Source organism: Streptomyces malaysiensis subsp. samsunensis (assembly GCF_024519315.1).
In the GTDB taxonomy this organism is placed as follows: domain Bacteria; phylum Actinomycetota; class Actinomycetes; order Streptomycetales; family Streptomycetaceae; genus Streptomyces; species Streptomyces malaysiensis.
On record NZ_JANIIC010000009.1, the window covers coordinates 158370 to 184093 of the forward strand.

The following is a 25724-nucleotide window of genomic DNA, read 5'->3' on the forward strand; positions in this document are numbered from 1 at the left end:
CGTCGGTCAGCGCAGTCCGGGGATGAACTGGACGACCAGATCGATGAGTTTGATGCCGAGGAAGGGCAGGACGAGCCCGCCGAGGCCGTAGATCCGCAGATTGCGGCCGAGCAGGCCCGCCGCCGAGGAGGGCCGGTAGCGGACACCGCGCAGCGCGAGCGGGATCAGCGCGACGATGATCAGCGCGTTGAAGATGATGGCGGAGGCGATGGCCGAGGTGGGGCTGTGCAGCCGCATGACGTTGAGCTTCTCCAGGCCCGGATATACCACGGCGAACATCGCGGGGATGATGGCGAAGTACTTCGCCACGTCATTGGCGATGGAGAAGGTGGTCAGCGCGCCGCGCGTGATGAGTAGCTGTTTGCCGATCTCCACGATCTCGATGAGCTTGGTGGGGTCGGAGTCCAGGTCCACCATGTTCCCGGCCTCCTTGGCGGCCGAGGTGCCGGTGTTCATGGCCACGCCCACGTCCGCCTGGGCCAGCGCCGGAGCGTCGTTGGTGCCGTCGCCGGTCATCGCCACCAGCTTGCCGTTCGCCTGCTCCCGACGGATGAGCGCCATCTTGTCCTCGGGCGTGGCCTCCGCCAGGAAGTCGTCCACTCCGGCCTCGTCCGCGATGGCCCGCGCGGTCAGCGGATTGTCGCCGGTGATCATGACGGTGCGGATGCCCATCCGTCGCAGCTCCTCGAACCGCTCCCGCATCCCGTGCTTGACCACGTCCTTGAGGTGGATGACGCCGAGCACCCGGGCGGCCCCCCGCTGCTGGTCGCCGTCGCGTTCGGCCACCACCAGCGGGGTGCCGCCCTCCTGGGAGATCCGGTCCACGACCGTACGGGCGTCGGTGCCGGACCGTCCCCCGTGGCCGGCCACCCAGTCGGCGACGGCCGAGGCGGCGCCCTTGCGCACCTGGCGGCCGCCGATGTTCACCCCGCTCATCCGGGTCTGGGCGGTGAAGGGCACGAACTGGGCCTCGCCCAGCTCGCCCTCGTCCCGCGCCCGCAGTCCGTACGTCTCCTTCGCCAGGACCACCACCGAACGGCCCTCCGGCGTCTCATCGGCGAGCGAGGACAACTGGGCGGCGTCCGCGAGCTCTTCGACCGGCGTGCCGCCCACCGGCAGGAACTCGGCGGCCTGGCGGTTGCCGAAGGTGATGGTCCCGGTCTTGTCCAGCAGCAGGGTGTTGACGTCCCCCGCGGCCTCCACCGCGCGGCCGGACAGGGCGAGGACATTGCGCTGGACGAGCCGGTCCATACCCGCGATGCCGATCGCGGACAGCAGCGCCCCGATGGTGGTGGGGATGAGCGCGACCACCAGCGCGGCCAGGACCACGATGGACTGCTCGGCCCTGGCATAGAGCGCGAACGGCTGGAGGGTGACCACGGCGAGCAGGAAGACGATGGTGAGCGAGGCGAGCAGGATGTTCAGCGCGATCTCGTTCGGTGTCTTCTGCCGCGCCGCGCCCTCCACCAGCGCGATCATCCGGTCGATGAAGGTTTCCCCCGGCCTGGAGGTGATCTTCACGACGATCCGGTCCGACAGCACCTTCGTACCGCCGGTGACCGCCGAACGGTCGCCGCCGGACTCGCGGATGACCGGCGCCGACTCACCGGTGATCGCCGACTCGTCGACCGAGGCGACGCCCTCGACCACATCCCCGTCCCCCGGGATGATCTGCCCCGCCTCGACCACCACATGGTCGCCCAGCCGCAGTTCCGCGGCGGGCACCTCCTCCTCCGGCACCTCCTCCGACGCCCCGGTCGCCGCGCCCGGCCGCCAGTCCACGAGCCGGCGGGCGGTGGTGGCGGTCTTCGTCCGCCGCAGCGTCTCCGCCTGGGCCTTGCCCCGCCCCTCGGCGACCGCCTCCGACAGGGCGGCGAAGAGGACGGTCAGCCAGAGCCAGACGGTGATGACCCAGGCGAAGACGCTGGGGCTCCGGATGGCGAACGCGGTGGTGAGGAGCGCGCCGACCTCCACCACGAACATCACCGGGTTGCGCACCATGCCCCGCGGATCCAGCTTTCTGACGGCGTCGGGCAGGGAGGCGACCAGCTGCTTCGGGTCGAGCAGTCCGCCGGAGACGGGACGGGACGGTGCGGACATCACTGGAGCCCTTCCGCGAGTGGTCCCAGCGAGAGCGCGGGGAAGTAGGTGAGGCCGACCACGATGAGCACCACGCCGGTCAGCAGGCCGACGAACAGCGGCCGGTGGGTGGGCAGCGTCCCGGCCGTGACCGGCACCGGGGCCTGCCCGGCCAGCGATCCGGCCAGCGCCAGGATGAACACCATCGGCAGGAAGCGGCCGAAGAGCATGGCGAGGCCGAGCGCGGTGTTGTACCAGGTGGTGTCGACGGAGAGCCCGGCGAAGGCGGAGCCGTTGTTGTTGCCCGCCGAGGTGAAGGCGTACAGCACCTCGGAGAAGCCGTGCGGCCCGGGGTTGAGCATCCCGGCGCGTTCCCCCGGCCGCGCCATCGCCAGGGCCGCGCCGGCCAGTACGACCGTGGGGGTGGTGAGGATGTACAGGGAGGCGAACTTCATCTCCCGCCCGCGCAGCTTCTTGCCCAGGTACTCGGGGGTGCGCCCGACCATCAGCCCGGCCACGAAGACCGCGATGACCGCCAGGACGAGGATGCCGTAGAGACCGGATCCGGTGCCGCCGGGCGCGATTTCGCCCAGCATCATGTTGAAGATCGTCATCCCGCCGCCGAACGGTGAGTACGAGTCATGGGCGGAGTCGATCGCACCGGTGGAGGTGAGGGTGGTGGAGGCGGCGAAGAGGGCCGAGGCCCAGACGCCGAACCGCTGCTCCTTGCCCTCCGTCATGGCGCCCGCCGCATGGCCCGCCCGGCTGCTGACGCTGTGCAGTTCGTCGACGGTGACGATGGCGACCGAGGCGGCCCAGATCAGCGCCATGACCGCCACGATCGCGTACCCCTGCCGGTGGTCGCCGGCCATCCGGCCGAAGGTGCGCGGCAGCGCGAAGGCGATCGCCAGCAGCAGATAGATCTCCAGCCAGTTGGTGAAGGCGTTGGGGTTCTCGAAGGGGTGGCTGGAGTTGGCGTTGTAGAAGCCGCCGCCGTTGGTGCCCAGCTCCTTGATGACCTCCTGGGAGGCCACCGGACCGCCGGTGAGGCTCTGGTGGCCCCCGGCGATGGTCGGGATCGACTCGGCGCCGTGCAGGTTCTGGATGACCCCGCCCGCCACCAGCACGATCGCGAAGACGAAGGCGAGGGGGAGCAGGATCCGCAGGGTGATCCGCGTCAGATCCACCCAGAAGTTGCCGACCCGGTCGGTCTCCTTGCGGGTGAAGCCGCGGATCAGGGCGGCTACGACGGAGATGCCCACCGCCGCCGAGACGAAGTTCTGCACCGCGAGCCCGGCCATCTGCACCAGATGGCCCAGGGTCGACTCGCCCGCGTAGGACTGCCAGTTGGTGTTGGTGACGAAGGACGCGGCCGTGTTGAAGGACTGGTCCGCGGGCATCGGCGGTCTGCCGAGCGACAGCGGCAGCAGGTTCTGGAGCCGCAGGAAGCCGTACAGGAAGAGCACCGAGACCGCGGAGAACGCGAGCACCCCGCGCAGATAGGCGCTCCACCGCTGATCGGCGTCCCCGTTCACCCCCACCAGCCGGTAGACCAGCCGCTCGACGCGCAGATGGCGGGGGGTGGTGAGGACATGGGCGATGGCGTCGCCCAGCGGCCGGTAGGAGAGCGCCAGCGCCGCCACCAGCGCCAGGATCTGGAGCCAGCCCGCGAGCGTGCCGCTCACTAGAACCTCTCCGGGAAGATCAGGGCCAGCACCAGATAGCCGAGCAGGGCCGCGGCCACGATCAGCCCGACGAGGTTGTCGGGGCTCACAGCCGCCCGGCCCCTCGCGCGACCGCGCCGATGACGGCGAACACGGCGACGGTCAGGACGATGAACACCACATCTGACATACGGGCAGCACCCCGGCGGGTCGGGTCGTTAGGGCCGTGGCCGCTCACCACCTCGGCCACCGACGACCCTTGTTAGCGCGGCCCGCGCCCCCGCCCGGCGATGTCGACGGTGTCTCGGGACAAGTCTGACCGATGGAGTGAACCCCCGGAGCGTCGGTCAGACCATCGGCAGCCGGAACCGCGGCCGGAGACCTTTTGTTTCTCCCTGTAGACCGACGTCTTCTCCCTACAGTCCGACGTCGCGGCGGCGGATGTCGTCCAGCGACTCGCGCCGTATCAGCAGCCGCGCCCTGCCGTCGGCCACCGCGACCACCGGCGGGCGGCCGACCAGGTTGTAGCCGGAGGCCATGGACAGGTGGTACGCACCCGCCACCGGCACCGCGATCAGGTCGCCGGGGCGGACGTCGCCCGGCAGCTCCGCCTCGCCCGCCAGCACGTCCCCGGCCTCGCAGTGGCGTCCGGCCACGGTGGCGGTGGCGGGTGGCGCCGTGCTGGTGCGGCCCACGAGCCGGGGCGCGTAGCGCACTCCGTACAGCGCGGGACGCGGGTTGTCGCTCATGCCGCCGTCCACGGCGACGAAGGTGCGGTGCCCGGTGCGCTTGACCGCCAGGACCCGGTAGAGCGCGATCCCGGCCGGGCCCACGACGGCGCGGCCCGGTTCGATGATCAGCCGTGGCACGGGCAGCCCGGCCGCCGCGCAGCCGTCGGCCAGTTCGGCGCGCAGCCGGGGCCCGAGCGCGGCGATGTCGAGGGCGGGCTCACCGGGGCGGTAGGCGATACCGTGCCCGCCGCCCATGTCCAGCTCGGGGAGGGTGATCCCGTGCTGGTCCCGGACCCGGGCCAGCAGTCCGACCATGCGCCGCACCGCCGCCAGATAGGGCTTGCCGGAGGTGATCTGGGAGCCCAGGTGGCAGTGGAGGCCGACCAGCTCCAGACGTGGCTGGTCGAGGATCCGGGCGATGGCGTGGTGCGCCGAGCCGTCGGTGAGCGACAGGCCGAACTTCTGGTCGTCGGTGCCGGTACGGATCTTGGCGTGGCCGCCCGCGGCGATGCCCGGGGCGACCCGGACCATGACCTTCTGGCGGCCGCCCTCGGGCACGGCGACGGCCAGCCGGGCGATCTCCGAGGGGCTGTCGATGACGATGCGCCCGACCCCGAGGCGCAGGGCGGCTTGGAGGTCGTACGGGCTCTTGGCGTTGCCGTGCAGCACGATGTGCTCGGGCGGGAAACCGGTGGTGACCGCGAGTTCGAGCTCTCCGGCCGAGCACACGTCCAGGCCCATGCCCTCCTCCGCCACCCAGTGCGCCATCGCGCGGCACAGGAACGCCTTGGCGGCGTAGAGGACGGCGGCCTCCGGGAAGGCGTCGTGGTAGGCGCGGCAGCGGGCCCGGACCTCGGTCTCGTCGAGCAGGTACACCGGGGTGCCGAAGCGGTCCGCGATCTCGGTGAGGGACACTCCGCCGACGGCCAGGTCCCCGTGGTCCAGCGGGACGGTCGAGGCGGGCCAGACCGACAGTGCGGGGTCGGTGGGCGGTGTGTGGGGCGCGCGGTGCGCGGTGCCGGTGATCAGGGGCGTGGCCATGGCGTCCTCCCTCAGCCGAGCCACACGCTGAGGAGCCCGACGAGGGCGGCGGCCCCCGCCGCCCGCACGGCGCCGACGGCCTGGGGGCTCCAGGTGAGCGTGGTGGTGTCGCGGCGCCGCGGCGCCGGTGGTGCGATGTCGCGGACCGTGAGCCGCGGGTCCACGATGAGTGAGACGGCGCCGAGCGGTTCGGCGAGGGCGCGCAGCGCCGGTTCGCCGAGCCGGATCCACGGCTGCCGGGCGCCCAGGACCTCGGTCAGCCCCTGCCGGGTGGAGAAGCCGACGGCGGTACGGCCGCCCTGGGGCGTACGGAAGATGCGCACGGCGCAGCCGGCGGGCCCCGGCCGGACGGGGACGTACAGGACGCGTCCGGCCGGGACGGGTTCATCGGGTTCGGAGTCGTCTCCATACAGACGGTCGGTCATGACGTGCCTCCAGGGGAGAGAGGAAGGCCCCGGACCGGACAGAGGACCGGGGCCCGGACAGGACCGTAACCACCGCGGCCCGCGGTGGGAGCTCGTCCCTGACGTGACGCTGACGCGACGGCGGGAAGTCTTGACGCGGCGCTGGCGCGGCAGGCGGGGCGCACCATGGAAGGGCGGGGCGCGGTCGCGGCAGTGTGCACAGGAGGCCGTCGATGGCACGTGGACGGTTGCGGATTCATCTCGGGGCGGCGCCCGGGGTCGGGAAGACCTACGCCATGCTGCAAGAGGGCCGGCGGCTGTGCGAGCAGGGTGCCGACGTGGTCATCGGCCTGGTCGAACCGCATGGCCGGCGGCTGACCGCGGCCCTGGCCGAGGGGTTGGAGACCATCCCCCGGCACACCCTGGTCCACCGGGGCACGGCCTTCACCGAGCTGGACCTGGACGCGGTGCTGGCCCGGCACCCCCAGGTCGCCCTGGTCGACGAACTGGCCCACACCAACGTCCCCGGATCGCGCAACGCTAAGCGCTGGCAGGACGTCGAGGAACTCCTCGACGCCGGGATCGACGTGGTCACCACCCTCAACATCCAGCACCTGGAGTCGCTGAACGACGTCGTACGGCAGATCACCGGCGTCGTCCAGCACGAGACGCTGCCCGACGAGGTGGCGCGCCGCGCCGACGAGATCGAGCTGGTCGACCTGTTGCCGGAGACGCTGCGCCGCCGGCTGGTGCACGGCGATGTCTACCCGCCGGATCGTGTCGAGGGCGCCCTCACCCACTACTCCCGGCTGGGCAACCTCACCGCGCTGCGCGAACTCGCCCTGCTGTGGCTCGCCGACCGGGTCGAGGAGGGGCTTCAGCGCTACCGCGCCGAGCACGGCATCACCGCTCCCTGGGAGACCCGGGAGCGGATCATGGTCGGCCTGACCGGGGGCCCCGAGGGCGAGACGCTGATCCGCCGCGCCGCCCGGATCACCGCCCGGACACCGGGCAGCGAACTGCTGGCCCTGCACGTCGTCCCCGGTGACGGGCTCACCCTCCCGGCCCCGGGCGCACTGGCCGGGCAGCGGGCCCTGGTGGAGTCGCTGGGCGGCAGCTACCACCAGACCACGGGGGAGGACATCCCCGAGGCGCTGCTGCGGTTCGCCGAGGCCGAGAACGTCACCCAGATCGTGCTGGGCGCCAGCCGCCGGGGGCGGTTCTCGCTCCTGCTGCGGGCCGGTGTGGGGCGGCGGACGATCCACGGGTCCGGCCCCATCGACGTGCACATCGTCACCCACGAACAGGCGGCGGGGGCCGCCTCGCCCCGGCTGCCGCGGCCGCCCCGTGGCACCGGACCGGCGCGGCTGTGGTCGGCCACGGCCGGGGCCGCGGTGCTGCTGCCGCTCCTCACGCTGGTGCTGACCGCGGTGCGCGACCGGGTCGGCCTGCCCGGCGCCCTGATGAGCTACCTGCTGGCGGTCGTCGTGGCCGCCCTGGTCGGCGGGACGTACCCGGCGCTGGCCACGGCGGTCGCGGCGGGGCTGCTCGCCGACTTCTACTTCACCGCGCCCCTGCACTCTCTGAAGGTCACCCGCCCCGTCGACATCGTGGCGCTCGCCGTCTTCCTCACCGCCGGCTGGCTGGTCGGGGCCGCCGCGGGCGCGGCCGCCCGCCGCACCCGGCAGGCGCTGCGCGCCACGTCGGAGGCGCGTGCGCTGAGCCGGCTCGCGGTCGCCATCGCACGCGGCCAGGACCTGCCGGCCCTCCTGGAGCAGGTGCGGGAGAACTTCGCCCTGACCTCGCTCAGCCTGCTCCAGCGCGAACCGGGCCATACCGCCGAGCCCCGCTGGTACGTCGTCGCCAGCACCGGTGAACGGCCGCCCGAGCGGCCCTACGAGGGCGATCTGGAGGCCCCCATCGACGATGACCTCACCCTGGCCGCCCGCGGCCACGGCCTCGGCGGCGACGACCAGCGCATCCTCGCCGCCTGTGCCGCGCAGATCGGCATCGCGCACACCCAGGGCCGGCTCACCCGGCACGCCGCCGAGACCGACACCCTCGCCGCCGCCGAACACACCCGTGCCTCGCTGCTCCTCACCGCGAGCCACGATCTGCGGGCGCCGCTGCGCGCGGCCGAGGAGGCGCTCGTCCGCCTGCGCCCCACATCGGACGGGGAGACCCGCGGCATCGCCACCGCCCGGTCGGCGGTGCGCCGCGCCACCCAGCTCCTCACCGACCTGGACGACCTCAGCCGGCTGCACGCCGGGGCGCTCGACCTCTACCTGCGCCCCGTCGACCTCGACGAGGCGCTGACCGCCGCGCTGGACGACCTCGGAACCGGCGGCCACACGCTCGTCCTGCGGCTTCCGGAGCAACCGCCGTACGTCCTCGCCGACGCCGTGCTGCTCACCCGCGTCCTGACCGCGCTCGCGGCCGACGCCCTGCGCCACAGCCCGCCCGGCGCACCGCCCACCCTCACGGCCGAGGCCCGGCCGGGCCACCTGACGATCCGCATCACGGACGGCACCGATCCCGATACGGAAAGCGATGGCTCCCGTGTCGATGCCCGCGCCGACAGTCTGCCCCTGCGGCTGTCCCGCGACCTCGGCGAGGCGATGGGCGGCACCTTGGACCACACCACCACCGGCGGCGCCTTCTCCGTGACCTTCACCCTGCCCACGGCCGCACACCGCATCGCCCCCTCACCCGCCGGGCAGTGACCGCGCCCACTCCGGCTTGCCGCTTTGGTGATCCGCGCACCACGCGCCGGGCGGACTTGGCACGGTGGGACCATGACGAGCATTGATCCGGACACACCTGGCACGGACACACCCCGCGCGGACGCACCTCGTACGGACACTTCACGGACCGACACTTCACGGACCGACGCGTCGCGCACCGACACACCTCGCACGGACGCCTCCGGGCCCACCGAGCCGCCGCGCCGGGTGCCCGCCGTTCAGGCGATGCGGGGCGCGGCACGGCAGTTGGGGGAGTCCGGGGTTTCCGAGCGGGCCGTGGAAGACACCCTTGCCGCGCCCGTGGATGGTGAAGCCGCCCGGGAACGCTCCGAGGCGGCCGACTGGCTACGCGGCTACTCATCGAGCACGGCGGGGAAGCTGCGGCGGTCGACGTGCTCAAGGCCGCCCGGGCGTGCTACCTCCGGGGCGCGGGCCGGTTCGCTGTCCCGGTCGCCAGGTCGGCCGCACGGTGACGGCCGGACGACGGCAACAGCAGCCGCATCGGCAGTTCGAAGATCCACGCGATAGCGTGGGTCATGCTCATCAACCTCCAAGCGGTTGAGGGGCCACGCCCCCGGGCCGGTCGCACGGTCGCGGGGGTCTGTCTCGTGGCCTGTCGGGTACGAATCCCGACCTTTGTCCTGTGAGTGTTGGGGCCGACGTGGCCCGTTTCCCATGTTGCACGACAGTAAGCGCGGTATAACCGTGTGTGAGTACGCGAAGTGCGTGCATGGCGCTGGCGTGGCACGCGGCGGACCGTGCCGTCATGGCGGCCGAGCGCTCCGGGGACGCCGTCGCCATCGCGGGAGCCGCGCGGCATGTGTGCGACGCGATGTTCCACCGTGGGAACAGTCGTGAAGCGGTCGAGTTCGCCACCGCGACGGCAAGTCGGCACCAGCGGGATCTTGTGCGCAGCTCCCAGGGGCTCAGCGTTCTGGGCATGCTGTACCTGAAGGCGTCCCTGGCGGCGGCCCACGCCGAACACCGCAGCGACGTTCCGGGGCTTCTCGAAGCGGCTGGGGACGCTGCCGAACGACTTGGTGTCGACGGCGATGCCCTGTGGACCGCTTTCGGCCCGACCAACGTGAGCATTCATCGCGTCTCGGCCCTCGCGCGCATGCACGACGGGGCCGACGCCGTCGCCGCTGCCGCGCAGATCGAACAGACCGGCCTGAGCGCTCTGCCCCGCGAGCGCCGCGCGGCCCACTTGGTCGACGTGGCCCGCGGTCTCACACAGGCTGGACGCCGCGAGGAAGCGGTGACGAAGTTACTCGAAGCCGAGCGGGAGGCACCGGAAGAGGTGCACTGCCGTCCACGGACCCGGCGGCTTGTCGAGGACCTGCGCCTACTCGGCGCCGGTTCGGCCGAAGGACCCTTGCGCGGGCTCGCCGGCCGTTGTGGACTTCCCGCATGACAGATTCCCGTGTGCTCTACCTGATCGCCTGCGCTGCTCCGCCTGCCCAACGCATCAGAACCGGTATCGAGAAGGCGCAGGCAACCGGGTGGGATGTGTGCCTGGTACTCACCCCGTCGGCCGCTCGGTGGCTTGATGAGGAACTGCTGGAATTGGCCGAACTGACCGGGCACCCGGTGCGCACGGCGTACAAACTGCCGCAGCAGGCGGACGTATTCCCGTCGCCTGATGCTCTTCTCGTGGCCCCGGCCACCTTCAATACGATTAACAAATGGGCGCAAGGCATTGCTGACACGCTCGCGCTAGGACTCGTCACGGAAGCCATCGGGCTGCAACTTCCAGTGGTCGCCCTGCCGTATCTCAACCAGGCACAGGCAGGACATCCGGCGCTGGGACGCAGCGTTGATCTCCTACGGGCCAATGGCGTGACCGTTCTTCTCGGGGGAGACGGATTCATTCCGCACATCCCCAAGCACGGCAACGTAGACGCCTACCCGTGGGATGCGGCCTTGGCCGCCCTGTCATAAGTCCGGTCTGGGTGCTCACGACTGACGGCCCCGGGGCCCGCTCGGCGCCGTGCCGTCAGGAGCTGCCCGAGGCCGTGGCCCTCAGGAGCTGCCCGTCGCCGCGAACGGGACCTGGGCGGTGGGCTGTTCGGGAGCGGCGGAGTGGAAGGGGTGGGACCACAGGCCCTGCGAGCGCAGCAGGGGCAGGACGCCCTCGCCGAACCAGTACGCCTCCTCCAGATGCGGATAGCCGGACAGGATGAACTCGTCGATGCCGAGGCGGTGGTATTCGGCGATCCGCTCGGCGACCTCGGCGTGGCTGCCCACCAGGGCGGTGCCCGCGCCGCCGCGGACCAGGCCGATACCGGCCCAGAGGTTGGGGTGGATCTCGAGGTTGTCCAGGCTGCCGCCGTGCAGGGCGAGCATCCGCTGCTGGCCCTCGGATTCGCTGCGGCCGAGGCCGGTCTGGATGGAGCGCACGGTCTCCGGGTCGAAGCCGTCGAGCAGCCGGCGGGCCTCGGCCCAAGCCTCGTCGGCGGTGTCGCGGGTGATGACGTGCAGCCGGATGCCGAAGCGGAGCGTACGGCCCCGCTCGGCGGCCAGGGAGCGGATCCAGGCGATCTTCCGGGCGACCTGGGCGGGGGGTTCGCCCCAGGTGAGATAGACATCGGCGTGGCGGGCGGCGACCTGTCCAGCGGCGGGGGAGGAGCCGCCGAAGTAGACGTCGGGGACCGGGTCGGGGAGCCGGGCCAGCTTGGCGTCCTCGACCCGGAGGTGCTCGCCGTCGAGATCCACGGTCTTGCCGTCCCACAGGTCGCGGACGATGCCCAGGAACTCGCCGGTGCGGGCGTAGCGGGCGTCCTTGTCCAGGAAGTCGCCGTAGGCGCGCTGCTCATGGCTCTCCCCGCCGGTGACCACGTTGAGCATCAGCCGTCCGCCGGTCTGCCGCTGGTAGGTGGAGGCCATCTGGGCGCCGAGGGTGGGCGAGAGGAAGCCGGGGCGGAAGGCGACCAGGAACTTCAGCCGTTCGGTGTGCCGGCTGACCATCGCGGTGGTCAGCCAGGCGTCCTCGCACCAGGCGCCGGTCGGGGTGAGCGCGCCCACGAAGCCGAGCTGTTCGGCGGCGCGGGCGATCTGGCTGAGATAGCCGACGGACGGCGGGCGGTCACCTCCGGCCGAGGTCACGGGTGTGCCATGGCCACCGCCGACGACATGGCGGCTGTCGCCGTTGGTGGGCAGGAACCAGTGGAAGGTGAGGGACATGGTGTGACTCCGTTCAGCGGGAGCGGGGGCTACAGGAGGCCGTGGCGGGGTGGTTTCGTGCCGTTCAGCACATAGCGGCCGATGTGCTGGACCTTCCAGCGGGCCGGGTCGTGCAGAGTGTGCGTACGGGCGTCCCGCCAGTGGCGGTGCAGGCCCAGGGAGTCCAGGGCCGAGCGGGTGCCGGAGACCTCGAAGAGCGAACTGCCCGTCTCCACGGCCGCGTTCGCCGCCGCCACCTTCGCCGCGGCCACCGCGATCGACGCCTCGGCGGCGGTGTCGTCGTCGAGTTGGTCGCGGGCGGTGTCCACGGACCGGGCGGCGGCGGACAGCAGCGCCTCGGCACCGCGGACCTGGAGGGCCAGTTCGCCGAAGCGCTGGATCAGCAGCGGATCCTCGGCGGCGGTCTCGAAGCCGCTCTCGAACCAGGGGCGGCTCTTGGTGCGGACGAAGGCCACCGCCTCCGCCAGTGCCCCCGAGGCGATCCCCGCGTCGATGGCCGCGTGCAGCAGCTGCGCGATGGCGCCGTGCAGTTGGGGACCGCGAAAGGTGAGGTGGTGCGGTACGACCCGGTCGGCCGGTACGGGCACGGCGTCCAGCCTTACGGTGCCGCTCGCGGTCGTCCGCTGGCCCATGCCGTCCCAGTCGTCCTCGACGGTCAGACCGGGCGCGTGCCGTGGCACGTAGGCCACATGGAGATCGTCGTTCTCCGCACGGGCCAGCACCGGGATCCAGTCGGCGAACAGCGCACCGGTGGAGTAGTGCTTGACACCGGTCAGGGTGTACGAGCCGGCGGCGGCCGGGGTCAGGCGGGTGCGGATGTCCTGGATGTGTTTGGTGCCCGCCTCCGACTGGGCGTTGCCGAACTGCTTTCCCGCCAGCACCTCGCCGAAGAAGAACGCCTGCTGAGCCTGTGTGCCCTGACGGCGCAGCACATTGATGTAGACGAAGTGGCTCTGCGGGATCTGGGCGAGGCTGGCGTCGGCGGCGGCGAGCAGCCGGAACACCTCGGCGAGGGTCGCCGCGGACACATCCGCCCCGCCGTACCCGGCCGGAACGGTGATCGCCAGCAGCCCGGACGCGGACAGCCGGTCCAGCTCGGCACGCGGCAGCCTGCGCCGCGCATCGCGCTCGGCCGCGCCGGTACGGAACTCCTCGGCCAGCGCCGCGGCCACCTTCAGCGCCTCGGTGTCATCGGCGATGACATGCGCGGGTCCGGGCGGGGACGACACGGTCAGCTCGCCGCGGCCAGCACGGTGGGGTGGCCGAGCGCCGCCGAGAACTGGTCGACGACCTGCTCAAGCGCCTCGGCGGCCCCGGCCGCCACGCTCACCCCGCCGTCCGGCTCCACCGTGATGTCCTTGTCCAGGGTGAACCAGCCCTGGACGATATGGGCCGCGCCCATGGAGGACAGCACCGGCCGCAGCGCGTAGTCGATGGCCAGGACATGGGCGGTGGTGCCACCGGTGGCCAGCGGCAGCACCGTCTTGCCCGCGAGAGCGTACTGCGGCAGCAGATCCAGCAGGGACTTCAGCAGCCCGGAGTAGGCGGCCTTGTAGACCGGCGTCCCCACGACGAGCCCGTCCGCCTGCTCGACCAGCGCCTTGGCCCGGACGATCGCCGGATGCGAGAAGTCCGCGCCGAGCAGCGCGGCGGGCGGAAGGGTACGCACGTCGAGCGGGACCACCTGATGGCCCTGGGCGGTCAGCCGGGCGTCCAGATGGCGCAGCAGCCGGGCGGTGCGGGAAGTGGCGGAGGGTGAGCCGGAGAGGGACAGAACGGTGGCCATGAGCAACCCTTCGTGATGCGGTCGGGGCGGGATCGGGAGCCGGTGGGAAGGGCGGAGATCAGGACGGCGCGAAGCCGTTGTGCCCGGCGAGCGGGGCCAGGCCGGGAACTCCCGTTGGAGCGAATACGGGCATGGGGAGTCGGCGCCCCGGCGTCGAAGGGAATTCATCGCGGACGGGGCGAGGAAAGACCGGGAGCGCGAAAGGGCGCGAAAGGCGGGGAGCGCGGCCGCATTTCCTCGGGGGAGGGCGGCGGCTAAAAGCCTTTCCCGATCATGAGAGGCCGTGGAGAGCGAAGCGGAGGCGATCCCTCAGGGCTCGCTCGGACCCGGCGGCGGGTCAAGCAGGACAGCAACAGAACGCGCTGGAAACACGCGCGAGGTCGACGTGGCGTCGCCGCGTGAGGTCCTGTCGCTTCATGTCACCGATCCAACCAGGGGGAAGTCCTGCCGGTCAAGAAGGCCCGGGGTCCATTCCATATCCCGGACGCGGGGGCCGGGCCGCGGAATTCCACGGTGCCCGCTTCGAGATTACCCGGGACACGGCCCGGGGAGTGAGTCGGTATTCATGAGACCGTGATAGGGAACCCCTTGAAGCGGGCCCACCGGACGGGCATCGTGCGGGGTGTGCGAATTGAGCAGCTTGAATACATCGCCGCGGTCACCCGCCTCGGCTCGCTCCGCCGCGCCGCCGAGGAACTGCATCTGTCCCAGCCGGCGCTCAGCGAGACCGTGCGCAACCTGGAACGCGAACTCGGCGTGGATCTGCTGGAGCGCAAGCGCTCCGGCGCGACGATCAGCGCGGAGGGACGGGAGCTGCTGCCGCATATCGTCAGCGTCATCGAGGCGGTCGACCGGCTGCGCGGCGCCGCCGGTGACCAGCACCGGGTCAGCCGGATGATCCGGCTGGGCACGGTCAACACCGCGACGGTCCCGCTGCTGATCCCGGCCGTCCGGGAGTTCCGCGCGACCCATCCGGTGACCCAGGTCGAGGTGGTGGGCGCGCAGCAGACCGAGATCCGCCGGGCGCTGCTGGAGGGGAGTTTCGACCTGGGCCTGGTCAACTACCTCCGGGGGGACGACGTTCCGCCCGACCTGGAGACCACCGAGCTGCTGCGCGGCCGTCCGGTGGTCTGTCTGCGCCCGGACAGCCCGCTGGCCGCCCGGCCGACGGTGAGCGCGGCGGATCTGCTGGACGGGCGGGAGCCGCTGATCGTGATGCGCTCCGGCTATCTCATGCACCGCTTCATCCACCGGCTGTTGGCCGGGCGCGCCCCGTCCTTCTCGTACTCCACCGACGGGGCCGAGATGGGCAAGCTGATGGTGGCGGAGGGGCTCGGGGTCACCGTGCTCCCCGACTTCAGCGTCATCGGCGACCCGCTGGAGCGCGGCGGCGCGATCACTCACCGGCCGCTCGCGGACGGCGAGGCCACCGATGTGCTGCTGGTGATCCAGCGCCGCCGCTCGGGCTCCGTCCCGCGCGCCGTACGCGATCTGCATGAACTCTTCGTACGGCGTGCGGGCCCCCGGTACGCCTGAGCGCTCCGCTGAGAACTCCCTGGGCTAGAGCTCCCTGAGCGCGGGCAGCAGCTGCTTCTCGGCCCAGTCCAGGAACGGCCGCTGATGGTCGCCGCCGATCTGGACGAGGGCGACGTCCGTGAAGCCCGCGTCGACGAAGGGCCGGATCAGCTCGGTGAACTCCTCGACGTCATCGCCGCACGGAATGGACGCGGCCACGTCCTCGGGCCGGACGAACTGGGTGGAGCCCGCGAAGGAGGCGGGCCCCGGCAGCTCCGAGTTGACCTTCCAGCCGCTCCCGAACCAGCGGAACTGGTCATGGGCGCGGGCGATCGCCGCGTCCCGGTCCGGGTCGTAGGAGACCGGGATCTGGCCGATCCTGGGCTTCCCGGCGCCGCCGTCGCGCTCGAAGTCCGCCACCAGCTCGGACTTGGGCTCCGTCGCGATCAGCATGTCGGCCAGCCGCCCGGCCAGCCCGCAGGACCGCGGCCCGGAGACGGCCACCCCGATGGGCGGCGGCGGGTCCGGCAGATCCCACAGCTTCGCCGAGTCGACGTCGTAGTGGGTGCCGCGGTGGGTGAGATAGCCGCCGTCGAACAGCGCCCGGATGATCTCGATCGCCTCTTCCAGCATCTCGTGCCGCACATCGGCCGACGGCCAGCCCTGCCCGACCACATGCTCGTTGAGGTTCTCCCCGGCCCCGAGCCCCAGCCGGAACCGTCCCTCGGACAGCAGCTGGAGCGTCGCCGCCTTCTGCGCCACCACCGCCGGGTGATAGCGCACGGTGGGGCAGGTGACATACGTGGTCAGCGGGATCGAGGAGGTGGCCTGCGCGGCGGCGCCCAGCACGCTCCAGGCGTACGGGGCGTGCCCCTGGGAGTCCAGCCAGGGGAAGTAGTGGTCGGAGGTCACCGAGAAGTCGAACCCGATCTGCTCGGCCCGGACCACGTCATCGACGAGCTGACGTGGACCGGCCTGCTCGGTCATCATCGTGTATCCCCATCGAACCATGGCTCCCGAGTACCGCTCCCCGCGCCGTCCAAACGGCACGAACGGCTGGTCACCGTGGGTCGTGGCGGCTCACATGCGGTAGACGCGGCACGTTGGTCACTCCCCTTGGTGCTCTGCTTGGTGCTCCGTTCCGCTTGATCAGGTCCGCTTGATCAGGTCCGCCTGATCAGGTCCGCGCACTTCTCGCCGATCATCATCGTCGTGACGCACGGATCGACGGCGATGAGGTACGGCATCGCCGAGCCGTCCGCGACCCGCAGCCCCGTCACGCCCTTGACCCTCAGCCGCGGATCGAGCGGGGCGTCCGGGTCGTCGGGCGCGCCCATCCGCACGGTGCACGCCGGGTGGTAGGCGGTGTTGTGGGTCTGGCGGACGTAGGCGGCCAGTTCGGCGGTGCCGTGCACATCGGGCCCGGGGGCCAGTTCGGCGCCCGCCCACATGGCCAGCGCGGGCCGGGCGGCGATCTTGCGGGCGAGCAGCAGACCGCGGGTCATGATGTCCATGTCGTACGGGTCGGTGAAGTAGCGGGGGTCCACATGCGGCTTGTCGCGGAAGTCGCGGCTGGCCAGCCGGACGGTGCCCCGGGAGCGGGCGCGGGTGACGTTCGGGGTGAGGCAGAAGGCGGGGTGATCGGGATGCCCGCCTCCACGCAGGCCGCCAGCACCGCCCGGCCGCACGGGTCCTCGGGCGGCACGGTGCGGATGCGGACCGGGCCGCCGCGGCCGTGGTGGTCGCCGGGCGCGTCGTTGTCCTCCAGGCGCCTGAAGAGCGGGAAGCAGTCGGCGGCCGACCAGCCGTCCAGGCCGTTGGCGGCCCATTCGTCGAGGTCCTCGGCGGGGGCCCAGAAGGCGATGCAGGAGTTGTGCGAGGAGCAGCCGCCGAGCACCTTGGCGCGGGCGTGGCGCAGAAAGCTGTTGCCCTTCTGCTGCGGCCGCACCGGGTAGTCCCAGTCGTAGCCGGAGCCCAGCAGCCCCATCCGGCGGTTCAGCCGCAGGATGTCGTCGTCCCCGCGGTCCGACGGGCCCGCCTCCAGCAGGCATACGCTCACCGAGGGGTCCTCGGACAGCCGGGCGGCGACCACCGATCCGGCCGTGCCACCGCCGACCACCACGTAGTCGAACTGGTCCACGGGCCTCTCCTCACGGGGTGGTGGCGGCCGCGTGTTCGGCGAGCACCCCCGTACGGGTCCGCTGGACGAACCAGTGCTCCGGCGGCGGTCCGGCCGGCTCGGTCGCCGTCACTCGAACCACCGCTGGGCACGGGGTGCGGTGTTGCGCCAGATGTGCTTGAGCTCCTGGTACTCGTGCAGCCCGGACGGGCCCAGCTCACGGCCGATACCGGACTGTTTCATCCCGCCCCACTCGGCCTGCGGGACATACGGATGGAAGTCGTTGATCCACACCGTGCCGGCCCGCAGCCGGGACGCCACCCGGTGCGCCTTCTCCGCGTCCTGCGTCCACACCGCGCCCGCCAGCCCGTACATCGTGTCGTTGGCGAGCGCCACCGCCTCGTCCTCGTCCCGGAACCGCTCCACGGTGAGCACCGGGCCGAAGGACTCCTCCTGCACCACGGACATGTCCGGGGTGCAGTCGTCCAGGACGGTCGGCAGGTAGTAGTGGCCCTCCCCCAGATCCGGATCGTCGGGCGCGGTCCCGCCGCAGCGCAGCACCGCGCCCTCGTCGATCCCGGCCGCCACATAGTCGGCGATCTTCTGGCGGTGCTGGGCGGAGATCAGCGGACCGGCGCGGGCGTTCTCGTCGAACGGCCCGCCCAGCCGGATGTTCCGGGCGCGGTGGACGATCTCGTCCACGAACGCGTCATGCAGCTGCTCCTGCACCAGCAGCCGGGCACCGGCCGAGCAAACCTGCCCGGAGTGCAGGAAGACGGCCGTGAGCGCGTAGTCCACCGCGGTGTCGAAGTCGCAGTCGGTGAAGACGATATTGGGGTTCTTGCCGCCCAGCTCCAGGGCGAGCTTCTTCACCGTGGGCGCCACGGCCGCCATGATCCAGCGTCCGGTGACCACCCCGCCGGTGAAGGACACCATGTCCACCCGTTCGTCCGTGACCAGCGGCGCGCCCGCGGTGGCCCCCGAGCCCAGGATCAGATTGGCGGCGCCGCCCGGCAGCCCGGCCTCCGTCAGCAGCCGCATCAGATGGATCGCGGTGTGCGGGGTCAGCTCGCTGGGCTTGAGGACGAAGGTGTTCCCGGCGGCCAGCGCGGGCGCCACCTTCCAGGCCGTCTGGAGCAGCGGATAGTTCCACGGCGTGATCAACGCGCACACCCCGACCGGCTCGTGCACCACCCTGCTGTCGATCTCCGGGCTGCCCACCTCCACCACACGGCCGGCGTCCGTGGCGGAGACGAGGTTGCCGAAGTGGCGGAAGCAGTTCGCGATGTCATCGAGGTCGTACTCGCTCTCGACCAGCCGCTTCCCGGTGTCCAGGGACTCGGCGCGGGCGAGCGCCTGCTTCTCGCGCTCCAGCAGATCGGCCACCCGCAGCAGCAGCCCGCCCCGGTCGGCGGCCGGGGTGCCGGGCCACGATCCGCGGTCGAAGGCGTCCCGGGCGGCCGCCACCGCGGCGGCGGCGTCCTTGGGCCCCGCCTCGGCGACCACGGCCACCAGCGAGCCGTCCGCCGGACAGCGGATCTCACGGCTGTGCCCGTCGAGAGCGGTCGTCCAGTGGCCGCCGATGAACAGCTCCGGCATGGGTTCCTCCGGGCTAGGACGACGGGGCCGGTCCCGAGGTGGATCCGTCGACGCACCCGGCCGGCCCACACAACCGAGCCTAAGCGGCGCCGGTCACCCGCGCACGGCGTACGGAGGCCGCGGGCGCGGCGGGGAGGTGAGCGGGCGCGCGGGGGCCGACGGCCCCGGCGAGCCCGGCCGGGGGCGACCCGGGGGTCCGGGGGCCGGCGCCGGGGTGCGGCTGGGCGGGTCGCGGGTCGCTGCGGTTGTTGTGCGCATCGCGGGCCGGGCGCGGGGCGCGGGGGCGGGACGCGTGCGGGTGCGGCCGGGTGTGAGGCGCCGGGGCGAGGGATGCTCCGGGGAACGATCTCCGGGCGGGACGTGTGACCGCACGCGTGGGCGGCACAATCCCTGGCATGGTCAACGCGTCCGAAGCCCATCGCGGCCCCGAACCCCACCGCGGCTCTGAACCGCAGCGGCCCCCTGAACCCCCTCGCGGCCCTGAACCGCATCGGGTCCCCGAGTCCCCTCGCGCCCCCGAGCCCCACCGCGCTCCCGAAGCCCAGTACGCCCCCGACCCGCAGTACGCCCCCGAACCCCGGCGCGTACTCGTCGACGAACTGCTCGCCGCGCTCGACCCGCTGCCCTTTCCGCGCCGGATGCGGGAGCTGGCCGGGCGGGCGCGGGCGGCCAGTGCCGAGGGGCGGCTGGGTGCGCTGATCGAGGAGTTGGAGCGGCGCGGGACGTACGAACGGCGGCTGGCGGCCGTGGCCGCGGCCGCCGGCGGGCGCACCGGCCATCTCGCGGCGCGCCTGGCCGACCAGGACCCCGTGGTGCGGCACCGCGCCCTCGACACCGCCCGCCGCGGCGGCCCCGGCGCGATCGCGGACGACGCGCTGGCGGCGGCCTTCGAGGACGCGCCCGCCGCCGTACGGCGCGAACTCGCGCGCACCGTCGTGGCCGGGCGGCGCACCGCCCTCGCGGACCGGCTGATCGAGCCGTACCGGGAGCGCTGGGGCGACGGCGAGGCCGTCCGGCTGCTCCCCGGCTGCGGGCCGGAGACCGTGGCGCGGCTGCTGCCCGGACTCTTCCACGCCGTCCGCGGCTGGCGGCCCCTCGTCGCCCGACATCCCCTCGCCGTCCTGGACGAGGCCGCGCGCCAGCTCAGCGCGCTGCCCGCACCGCTGCGCACCGACTGGTGGACCCGCTACGCACCCTGTGTCGCGCTCGCCGCGCCCGCCGAGCCGGAGCGGGTGCTGGAGCTGCTGGAGGACCACTGCGACGGCCCGCTGCCCGCCTCCGTACGGGCCCGGCTGCCGGTGCTGGTGACCGCCGAGCCCGGCCGTACGCTACGGCTGCTGATCGCCCCCGAGCACAGCGGCACCCGGCGCCGGCTGGACCGGGCCGTGCTGCGCCGGATCGTCCGCGCCGACCCGCCCGAGCTCGCCGAACTGGGCCGCGCCCTGCGCCATGACGCCGACGCCCTCGCCCGGCTGCTGGCCGCGCTGCCGCCCGCCCGCCGCTCCGCGCTCCACGACGCGGCCACCGACGGAGTCGACCCCGCGCACGCCGTCGTGGAACCCGCCGTACTCGAGGTTCTGCCGCACCCCCGCCGCCAGGCCGAGGCCCGCCGGATGGCCGCTCGGGCGCGCGAGCGCGGCGCGCCCTGGACCACCGTGCTGGAGTCGGTGGCCCATCTGCCGTTCGAGGAGGCGCGCGAGGAGCTGGCGGCCGCCGTGCGCCGCCCCTCGGCCGAGGACCGCGCCCTGGCCTATCCACTGCTGGTCCGCTGCGTCGCCCGCTCCGGCGACCCCGATGCCCTCACCACCCTGCTCGACCTGCTGGAACGGCTGCGCAACGAGCAGGACCCGGTGCGCTCCGCGGCGCTCGGCGCGCTCGCCCGCACCCACCCCGCGCTGTTCACCGACGACGCCGCCGAACACCTGGACCGCATCTCCGCCGACGCGATCTCCGCCCGCGACTCCTCCTCCGCCACCCGCCAGGCGCTGCGCCACCTCGCCGTGGCGCTGCTGCGCGAACACGCCGTCACCGGGCGGCGGCAGCTGCTGGGCTGGGCGCTGCGCACCCTCACCCGGCTCGCGGGCAGCGTCGGCGCCACCGACCTGGGCCGCCTCGACCACCGGCTGCGGCACGGCCAGGAGCGGGCGGTGTGCGAGGCGCTGCGGCCCTGGCTGGAGGCGGGGGCCGAACGGGTCGACCACGAGCTGACCTTCGCCCTCGCCCGCTCCCTCGGCCGCCGCGCCCACGCCCTGCCCGAGGTGCAGGAACTCCTCTGGCAGGCCATCTCGTTCGGCAGCGACGCCACGGTGCGCACCGCCATCGGGCTGTGGCTGGAACCACCGGCGGAGCGGGACGCCCGGGTGGCCGAACTGCTCACGCACGAGCCCTCCGCGGCCGTACTGCCGCCCGTCCTGGCCGTGCTGACCCGCAGGCGCACCGATCTGCTCGACCTCGTACTCGGCGACACCCCGCCGTACGGGCGCTTCCTCGCCCACGGCACCCACTGGACCCCGCCCACCGGCCGGGACACCGGACGCTGGCTGCCCCGCCAGCAGACCGCCGCCGCCCGCGTCCTGGACCGGGCCGCCGCCGACACCTCCCTGCGGCCGGACCAGCGGGCGGACGCCATCGCCGACGCCGCGTCGATCCCCGGCGCCGGCGCGGCCACCGTCCGGACCTGGGCCGCCGCCGCGGACGGGGCCCTGACCGGGCCGGCGGATGTGGTCCTGGCCGAGAGCGCGCTCGCCGCACTCGCCCGCACCGACCGCCCCGGGGACGCCCTGCCCGTCCTGCTCGCCCACGCGGGCGGCGACCGGGCCCGGGTGGCGGTGTACGCGGCCACCAGGGCGTCCCGGTACGTCGAGCCGTCCCGGCTGGCGCCGCTGGTGCGCGGGGTGCTCGCGCCGGACGGGGTGGCCACGGCCGTACCGCCCGTCCCCGCGAAGGTCACCAGCCGTAAGGAGGCCGCCCGGCTCGCCGCCGCCCTCCTCCCGGCCGCCGACGCCGCCGCGCTGCTCGCCGACGCCTTCGAACAGCCCGGCCAGCACCCCGATGTGCAGGCCGCCTGCGTCGCCTTCGCCACCGGGCTGCTCGACACCAAACGCGCCTGGGAACTGCTGACCGCCGCCGCGAGCGGACGGCGCGAGTTGCGCCGCGCCGTGCTGCGCACCCGCCCGCTGGAGCTCCCCGAGGCGCATCGCGCCCGCTACGCCCAGCTCATACGCGTCGTGTGCGACACCGACGACCCCGAGGTGGCGGCGGACGGCTACGGGGCGCTGGCCGGGTGGTCGCCATGGGCGCCGGACGCGGCGGCCGTGCTGGTCGCCGCCGTCACCGACCTGGGCAACCGGGCCAGTTGGCGGGCCGCCGCGGACGCCCTGCTGGACCTGATGGCCGCGGCCGCCGAGGGTTCGACCGGTGACAACCCGCTGGCCTGGGCGCTCGCCGCGCTCGCCACCGCCGACGCCCGGCCCGGCGGCCCCGACGCCGAACCGGACCGGGACCGCCCCGCCCACCGCCGCATCCAGCACCTCGCCGACCGGCTCGCCACCCGGGCCCGGATGCGGCCCCGCGTGACCCGGCGCACCGCACGGGCCGCGGGTGAACTCCTCGCCGGATACGAGACGTTCATCCAGGAGGCCGCCCATGTGCTGGTGAACGCGCTCGACCTGGACGCCCGCCCCGGCCCGCTGTCCGCCGGGCTCGCCCGCCTCGCCCGGCTGCACACCACCCGCCCCGCACTCGCCGTCCGTACCGCCGACACCCTGCGCCGGCGGCTGAACACCGCGTCACGGCCGGGCTCCGACGCGGCCATGCTGCGCGCCGCGGGAGACCTCGACGAGGACGGCGGCCACGCCTCCGGGCTGTTCGCCGCGACCCTCACCGAAGTGGGCGGGGCGCGTACGGAATGGGCGGAGCCCTGGCGGGATCGGCTGCGCGCCCTGCGCGGCCATCCGCACGCGGATGTGCGGGATGCGGCGCTGCGGCTGACGACGGTGGTGGAGTGAGGGGGCGGTGGGGTGAGGGGGTGCCGCCGCCGGGTGCTCAGTCGCTCTTGTACCAGGCGCCGTCGGCGTAGTCGTACGCGTACTGCGGGCGCCCCTTGACGCTGCTGGTGCGGAACGGCGAGCCGTGGTCGTCGATCCTCAGCGTCCCCGAGCGGCCGCCGCTCGTCCAGTCCAGCTCCAGGTACCAGCTACAGTCACAGCCCGCCGTCCGGGCGTTGACCAGCAGCACCTCAGGATCCGAGGCCGAGACGCGATAGGGGAAGCTGACGGCGGGGATCGGCTTGCCCGCGTCATTGCCGTCGGTGGGGCGGGCCAGCGGACGGGAGGCGTCCAGGTTCACCGAGAAGGCGCGCGGGGTGAGGGAGCCCCCACAGCCGTTGTCCATGGCGAACGACGACCACGCGAGCGGGGTGCGGCGGCCCACGACCCGTACGTGCAGGGCCTGGAGCACCACGGCGGACGAGGCGCGGCCCTGCACCGTGACCTCCACGTTGGTGGTCCCGCCGTGTACGGCGCCATGCGCGGCGGCCCACGTCGGGGCGTCCTGCTCGGTGGGCGGCGGGGCCACCTCGGACTGGGGCCGGTCGATGACATAGCGGTGGCCGCAGCCGTTCTCCCAGACGTGGGAACGGGTGGAGAGGGTCAGCGGGGCCCGGGTGGAGCCGCCGTGGTCCGGCCCCTTGGTGGCGCCGGGCGTGGGCGAGCCGGAGGCGGCCCCCTTGGCTTTCCGCTCCTTGTCGCGTTCGCCCTTGCCGTCACCGCGCGGTGCGCCGGACGCGTCGTCCCCGTCCGTCTTCTGACGGTCCAGATGCCCTCGGGCGGTCGGTCCGGCGGATGGCGTCGAGGACGGGGCGGTGGAGGGAGGCGTGGCCGCGGTGTCCTTCCGGCCGTCCTCGCCGGGCGGCCGTACCTCGACCGCGGTGACGGCGAGCACGACGACGGCGGCGGCCCCGGCCAGTAACGCCCACGGCCGCCGTCCGCGTGACCCGGCGGCGCTGCCCCCGCCGCTTCCCGACACCGCCCGCAACCGCCGCCGCCTGGCGGCCGTGTCGGGGGGTGCGGTGGGCGGTTGGGCCTGCCCGGCGGTGGGTGGTTGGGTCTGCCCGGGGGCCGACGCGGACGGGGCCCGGCCGTCGTCGGGCCGTTCGGTGGCGTCCGCGCCCGGGTGCGGGGTTCCGTCCCGCTGTGCGGCCCCGCGCCGGCGCGCGGTGTCATGGCCGCGCGCGGACTGGTTCGGGCCGGTGTCGTCCGCGGTGTCGCCTTCGGCGCGGGGGCCGGTGTCGCCTGGTGAGGGGGCAGGCGTTGCGGCCGGGTGGGCGCCGGGCGGCGACGTGGCCGTCGGCGCGTCGGCCGAGGCGGCGGCGTCGTGTCGTTCATCGGCTGCCGTGCTCGGCCGGGCGTCGCGGGAGCGCTCATCTGCCTGCTCCGGCCCGGCGCCGTCTCCGGCCGGGCCGGTGGCGGTGGCCGCCGTCGGGGGCGGGCCTGTGACCGGGCTCGGGCGGCCGGACGTGGTGGCGCGCTCCTGGTGGCGGTCGGCGGCGCCTTCGCGTGTGTCGGCCTCGCCCCCGCGCGAGGCCGACGGCGTGGCGCCCGGTGTGCTCTCCCGCGCGCGGCGTCTGGAGGCTTCCGCGACGATCCAGCGGCGGTGGAGGGCGACCAGTTCCTCCGGGGTGGCGCCGCACAGCCGGGCGAAGCGCTCGACGGGGGCGTAGTCCGCCGGTACCGCGTCGCCGTTGCAGTAACGGTGCAGCGTGGACGTGCTGACGTGCATGCGTGTGGCCAGCGAACCGTAACTGCGGCCCGAGCGCTCCTTCAGAGCCCGCAGACTCTCGGCGAAGTCCTCGACCGCCCTGGCGTTCCCCACGCCACCACCCCCCAATATCGGCCCCGGCATCGCGACATCGTCCCGTGGGCGTCCCACGCGCGCGTTCCAGGGTGTTGTCATACCCCCAAGTCAGCGTACGTGCAGGCGTTCCAGCGTCCCGGATGCCCCGCCGGTCGTAGCGGCCACGGCCAGGTGGCGCACACGCTTGTCCTGTCGCCGCGGCCTCCTGGTGCGACGGCGACACGCTGAGATCCTGAGATCGGGAAGAGACGAGGAACCACCTCATGCGCAAGCCCTTGCACTCATTCCGCGGCGCCGCGCTCGGCGCCGTGGCCGCGGCCGCCGTCGTGGCCGTGGCCGGGATCGGGCCGGCCCAGGCCCGTACACCGTCGGCGGGGGCCGGGGCGGAGGCACCGGCGGCCGTGCCCCAGCGCACCCCCGCCCACCTCGTGCCGAGGGAGCTTCCGCCGCATCCGAGTTCGGACTGGTACGCCGGTGATGTCACCCGTGGCCTGCCCGAGACCCCTCCGTTCTGCGTGGAGAAGACCCTCCCGTCGGCCGGGGCGACCCACCGCACCTTCTGGACCGAGTACGACACCGGCGCCACGCAGATCGTGGTCAGGACCGGCACGGTGGACGCGGCCCGCAAGCTCGCCGCCGCGGCCGAGAAGAAGATCCGCGCCTGCGCCGCCGACTGGCAGGGCGACTATCCGCAGGGCACCGCCTCTTGGCGGGACTACGGCGCGCTGACGGCCGAGGACGGCGCCCATGTCTACGGCGTCCACACCTCGTACCCGGACTCGGAGCCCGGCATCCACCTCTTCGGAGTGGGACGCGACGGCCGGACCGTCACCGTCGTGTCGTGGGGTGAGATGGGCGGCTACGAGCAGGCGCCGTTGGCCGACTTCAAGCGGACCACCACCACCGCGGTGGTCAAGCTGTACCACCCGTGAGCGGGGGCTGACGGGGGGGATGACCGGGCCCTGACGGGGGTGGGCCCGAGGGGGACGCGGCCCGAGGGGGGGCC

Annotated in this window: 20 protein-coding genes and 1 pseudogene; 6 read left to right on the plus strand and 15 right to left on the minus strand. The window is 73.4% G+C overall.

Annotated features, from left to right (window positions below; genetic code table 11):
* Positions 1-6: 6 nt before the first annotated feature.
* The 6 genes from kdpB to NQU54_RS10825 all read right to left on the minus strand — a co-directional run bounded on the left by kdpB (position 7) and on the right by NQU54_RS10825 (position 5940).
* Positions 7-2100, minus strand: coding sequence for a potassium-transporting ATPase subunit KdpB (gene kdpB / locus NQU54_RS10800; RefSeq protein WP_257630869.1), 2094 nt, complete (start codon positions 2098-2100; stop codon positions 7-9).
* Positions 2100-3764, minus strand: a complete 1665-nt coding sequence (kdpA, locus tag NQU54_RS10805; RefSeq protein ID WP_257630870.1) for a potassium-transporting ATPase subunit KdpA — start codon at positions 3762-3764, stop codon at positions 2100-2102. The genes kdpB and kdpA overlap by 1 nt, the downstream gene beginning before the upstream one ends.
* On the minus strand, positions 3764-3853 hold the full coding sequence (gene kdpF, locus NQU54_RS10810; RefSeq protein ID WP_069872511.1) for a K(+)-transporting ATPase subunit F: 90 nt from the start codon (positions 3851-3853) through the stop codon (positions 3764-3766). The genes kdpA and kdpF overlap by 1 nt, the downstream gene beginning before the upstream one ends.
* Positions 3850-3993 carry a hypothetical protein gene (locus tag NQU54_RS10815; RefSeq protein ID WP_167504774.1) on the minus strand — a complete coding sequence of 48 codons (144 nt, stop codon included), beginning with the start codon at positions 3991-3993 and terminating at the stop codon, positions 3850-3852. The genes kdpF and NQU54_RS10815 overlap by 4 nt, the downstream gene beginning before the upstream one ends.
* A gap of 166 nt (positions 3994-4159) precedes the next feature.
* Positions 4160-5515, minus strand: a complete 1356-nt coding sequence (lysA, locus tag NQU54_RS10820; RefSeq protein WP_257630871.1) for a diaminopimelate decarboxylase — start codon at positions 5513-5515, stop codon at positions 4160-4162.
* 11 nt (positions 5516-5526) lie between these two features.
* Positions 5527-5940, minus strand: coding sequence for an SAV_915 family protein (locus tag NQU54_RS10825; protein WP_257630872.1), 414 nt, complete (start codon positions 5938-5940; stop codon positions 5527-5529).
* Between the two features lie 212 nt (positions 5941-6152).
* Between NQU54_RS10825 and NQU54_RS10830 the strand changes: the two genes are divergently transcribed.
* On the plus strand, positions 6153-8642 hold the full coding sequence (locus tag NQU54_RS10830) for a DUF4118 domain-containing protein (RefSeq protein ID WP_257630873.1): 2490 nt from the start codon (positions 6153-6155) through the stop codon (positions 8640-8642).
* A gap of 436 nt (positions 8643-9078) precedes the next feature.
* Here the strand turns inward: NQU54_RS10830 and NQU54_RS10835 are convergent, their stop codons facing one another.
* Complete coding sequence (locus tag NQU54_RS10835) at positions 9079-9201, minus strand: hypothetical protein (RefSeq protein ID WP_257630874.1); 123 nt, start codon at positions 9199-9201, stop codon at positions 9079-9081.
* 192 nt (positions 9202-9393) lie between these two features.
* On the opposite strand from NQU54_RS10835, the gene NQU54_RS10840 reads away from it, so the two are divergent.
* Together NQU54_RS10840 and NQU54_RS10845 are read left to right on the plus strand one after the other, a co-directional pair.
* A complete protein-coding gene (locus tag NQU54_RS10840; protein WP_257630875.1) occupies positions 9394-10077 on the plus strand; it encodes a hypothetical protein in 684 nt (227 codons plus the stop codon).
* A complete protein-coding gene (locus NQU54_RS10845; RefSeq protein WP_257630876.1) occupies positions 10074-10604 on the plus strand; it encodes a flavoprotein in 531 nt (176 codons plus the stop codon). The genes NQU54_RS10840 and NQU54_RS10845 overlap by 4 nt, the downstream gene beginning before the upstream one ends.
* 81 nt (positions 10605-10685) lie before the next feature.
* Here the strand turns inward: NQU54_RS10845 and NQU54_RS10850 are convergent, their stop codons facing one another.
* The 4 genes from NQU54_RS10850 to NQU54_RS50020 all read right to left on the minus strand — a co-directional run bounded on the left by NQU54_RS10850 (position 10686) and on the right by NQU54_RS50020 (position 14050).
* Positions 10686-11846 carry an LLM class flavin-dependent oxidoreductase gene (locus NQU54_RS10850; RefSeq protein ID WP_257630877.1) on the minus strand — a complete coding sequence of 387 codons (1161 nt, stop codon included), beginning with the start codon at positions 11844-11846 and terminating at the stop codon, positions 10686-10688.
* A gap of 29 nt (positions 11847-11875) precedes the next feature.
* A complete protein-coding gene (locus tag NQU54_RS10855; RefSeq protein ID WP_257630878.1) occupies positions 11876-13075 on the minus strand; it encodes an SfnB family sulfur acquisition oxidoreductase in 1200 nt (399 codons plus the stop codon).
* 2 nt (positions 13076-13077) lie between these two features.
* The gene (gene ssuE, locus NQU54_RS10860; protein WP_257630879.1) at positions 13078-13632 is read right to left on the minus strand and encodes an NADPH-dependent FMN reductase; all 555 of its coding nucleotides are present in this window, start codon (positions 13630-13632) and stop codon (positions 13078-13080) included.
* A 337-nt stretch (positions 13633-13969) separates the two neighbouring features.
* Positions 13970-14050, minus strand: coding sequence for a putative leader peptide (locus tag NQU54_RS50020; protein ID WP_355853955.1), 81 nt, complete (start codon positions 14048-14050; stop codon positions 13970-13972).
* A gap of 206 nt (positions 14051-14256) precedes the next feature.
* Here NQU54_RS50020 and NQU54_RS10865 point away from each other — a divergent pair, with 206 nt between their 5' ends.
* Entirely contained in the window at positions 14257-15168 is a 912-nt protein-coding gene (locus NQU54_RS10865) for a LysR family transcriptional regulator (RefSeq protein ID WP_257630880.1), read from the plus strand.
* Positions 15169-15192: 24 nt separating this feature from the next.
* On the opposite strand, the gene NQU54_RS10870 is transcribed toward NQU54_RS10865, so the two are convergent.
* The 3 genes and pseudogenes from NQU54_RS10870 to NQU54_RS10880 form a co-directional block, all read right to left on the minus strand.
* Positions 15193-16158: an LLM class F420-dependent oxidoreductase gene (locus NQU54_RS10870; RefSeq protein ID WP_257630881.1), complete on the minus strand. Its 966-nt coding sequence runs from the start codon at positions 16156-16158 to the stop codon at positions 15193-15195.
* Between the two features lie 152 nt (positions 16159-16310).
* A pseudogene (locus NQU54_RS10875) lies at positions 16311-17287 on the minus strand (GMC family oxidoreductase).
* A gap of 108 nt (positions 17288-17395) precedes the next feature.
* Positions 17396-18865, minus strand: a complete 1470-nt coding sequence (locus NQU54_RS10880) for an aldehyde dehydrogenase family protein (protein WP_257630882.1) — start codon at positions 18863-18865, stop codon at positions 17396-17398.
* A gap of 395 nt (positions 18866-19260) precedes the next feature.
* Here NQU54_RS10880 and NQU54_RS10885 point away from each other — a divergent pair, with 395 nt between their 5' ends.
* Positions 19261-22872: a hypothetical protein gene (locus tag NQU54_RS10885; RefSeq protein ID WP_257630883.1), complete on the plus strand. Its 3612-nt coding sequence runs from the start codon at positions 19261-19263 to the stop codon at positions 22870-22872.
* Positions 22873-22909: 37 nt separating this feature from the next.
* Here NQU54_RS10885 and NQU54_RS10890 read toward each other — a convergent pair whose 3' ends face one another.
* Positions 22910-24736, minus strand: coding sequence for a transcriptional regulator (locus NQU54_RS10890; protein WP_257630884.1), 1827 nt, complete (start codon positions 24734-24736; stop codon positions 22910-22912).
* Positions 24737-24981: 245 nt separating this feature from the next.
* On the opposite strand from NQU54_RS10890, the gene NQU54_RS10895 reads away from it, so the two are divergent.
* Positions 24982-25650 (plus strand): hypothetical protein, encoded by a 669-nt coding sequence (locus tag NQU54_RS10895; protein WP_257630885.1) that lies wholly within the window; start codon positions 24982-24984, stop codon positions 25648-25650.
* The last annotated feature ends 74 nt before the right edge of the window (positions 25651-25724 follow it).

Coding starts and splice junctions, on each gene's coding strand:
- NQU54_RS10880 (WP_257630882.1), bottom strand. CDS start 18,865: ATGCCGGAGCTGTTCATCGGCGGCCACTGGACGACCGCTCTCGACGGG.
- lysA (WP_257630871.1), bottom strand. CDS start 5,515: ATGGCCACGCCCCTGATCACCGGCACCGCGCACCGCGCGCCCCACACA.
- NQU54_RS50020 (WP_355853955.1), bottom strand. CDS start 14,050: ATGAAGCGACAGGACCTCACGCGGCGACGCCACGTCGACCTCGCGCGT.
- ssuE (WP_257630879.1), bottom strand. CDS start 13,632: ATGGCCACCGTTCTGTCCCTCTCCGGCTCACCCTCCGCCACTTCCCGC.
- NQU54_RS10835 (WP_257630874.1), bottom strand. CDS start 9,201: ATGACCCACGCTATCGCGTGGATCTTCGAACTGCCGATGCGGCTGCTG.
- kdpB (WP_257630869.1), bottom strand. CDS start 2,100: ATGTCCGCACCGTCCCGTCCCGTCTCCGGCGGACTGCTCGACCCGAAG.
- NQU54_RS10870 (WP_257630881.1), bottom strand. CDS start 16,158: ATGGTTCGATGGGGATACACGATGATGACCGAGCAGGCCGGTCCACGT.
- NQU54_RS10885 (WP_257630883.1), top strand. CDS start 19,261: ATGGTCAACGCGTCCGAAGCCCATCGCGGCCCCGAACCCCACCGCGGC.
- NQU54_RS10850 (WP_257630877.1), bottom strand. CDS start 11,846: ATGTCCCTCACCTTCCACTGGTTCCTGCCCACCAACGGCGACAGCCGC.
- NQU54_RS10830 (WP_257630873.1), top strand. CDS start 6,153: ATGGCACGTGGACGGTTGCGGATTCATCTCGGGGCGGCGCCCGGGGTC.
- NQU54_RS10845 (WP_257630876.1), top strand. CDS start 10,074: ATGACAGATTCCCGTGTGCTCTACCTGATCGCCTGCGCTGCTCCGCCT.
- NQU54_RS10840 (WP_257630875.1), top strand. CDS start 9,394: ATGGCGCTGGCGTGGCACGCGGCGGACCGTGCCGTCATGGCGGCCGAG.
- NQU54_RS10825 (WP_257630872.1), bottom strand. CDS start 5,940: ATGACCGACCGTCTGTATGGAGACGACTCCGAACCCGATGAACCCGTC.
- NQU54_RS10895 (WP_257630885.1), top strand. CDS start 24,982: ATGCGCAAGCCCTTGCACTCATTCCGCGGCGCCGCGCTCGGCGCCGTG.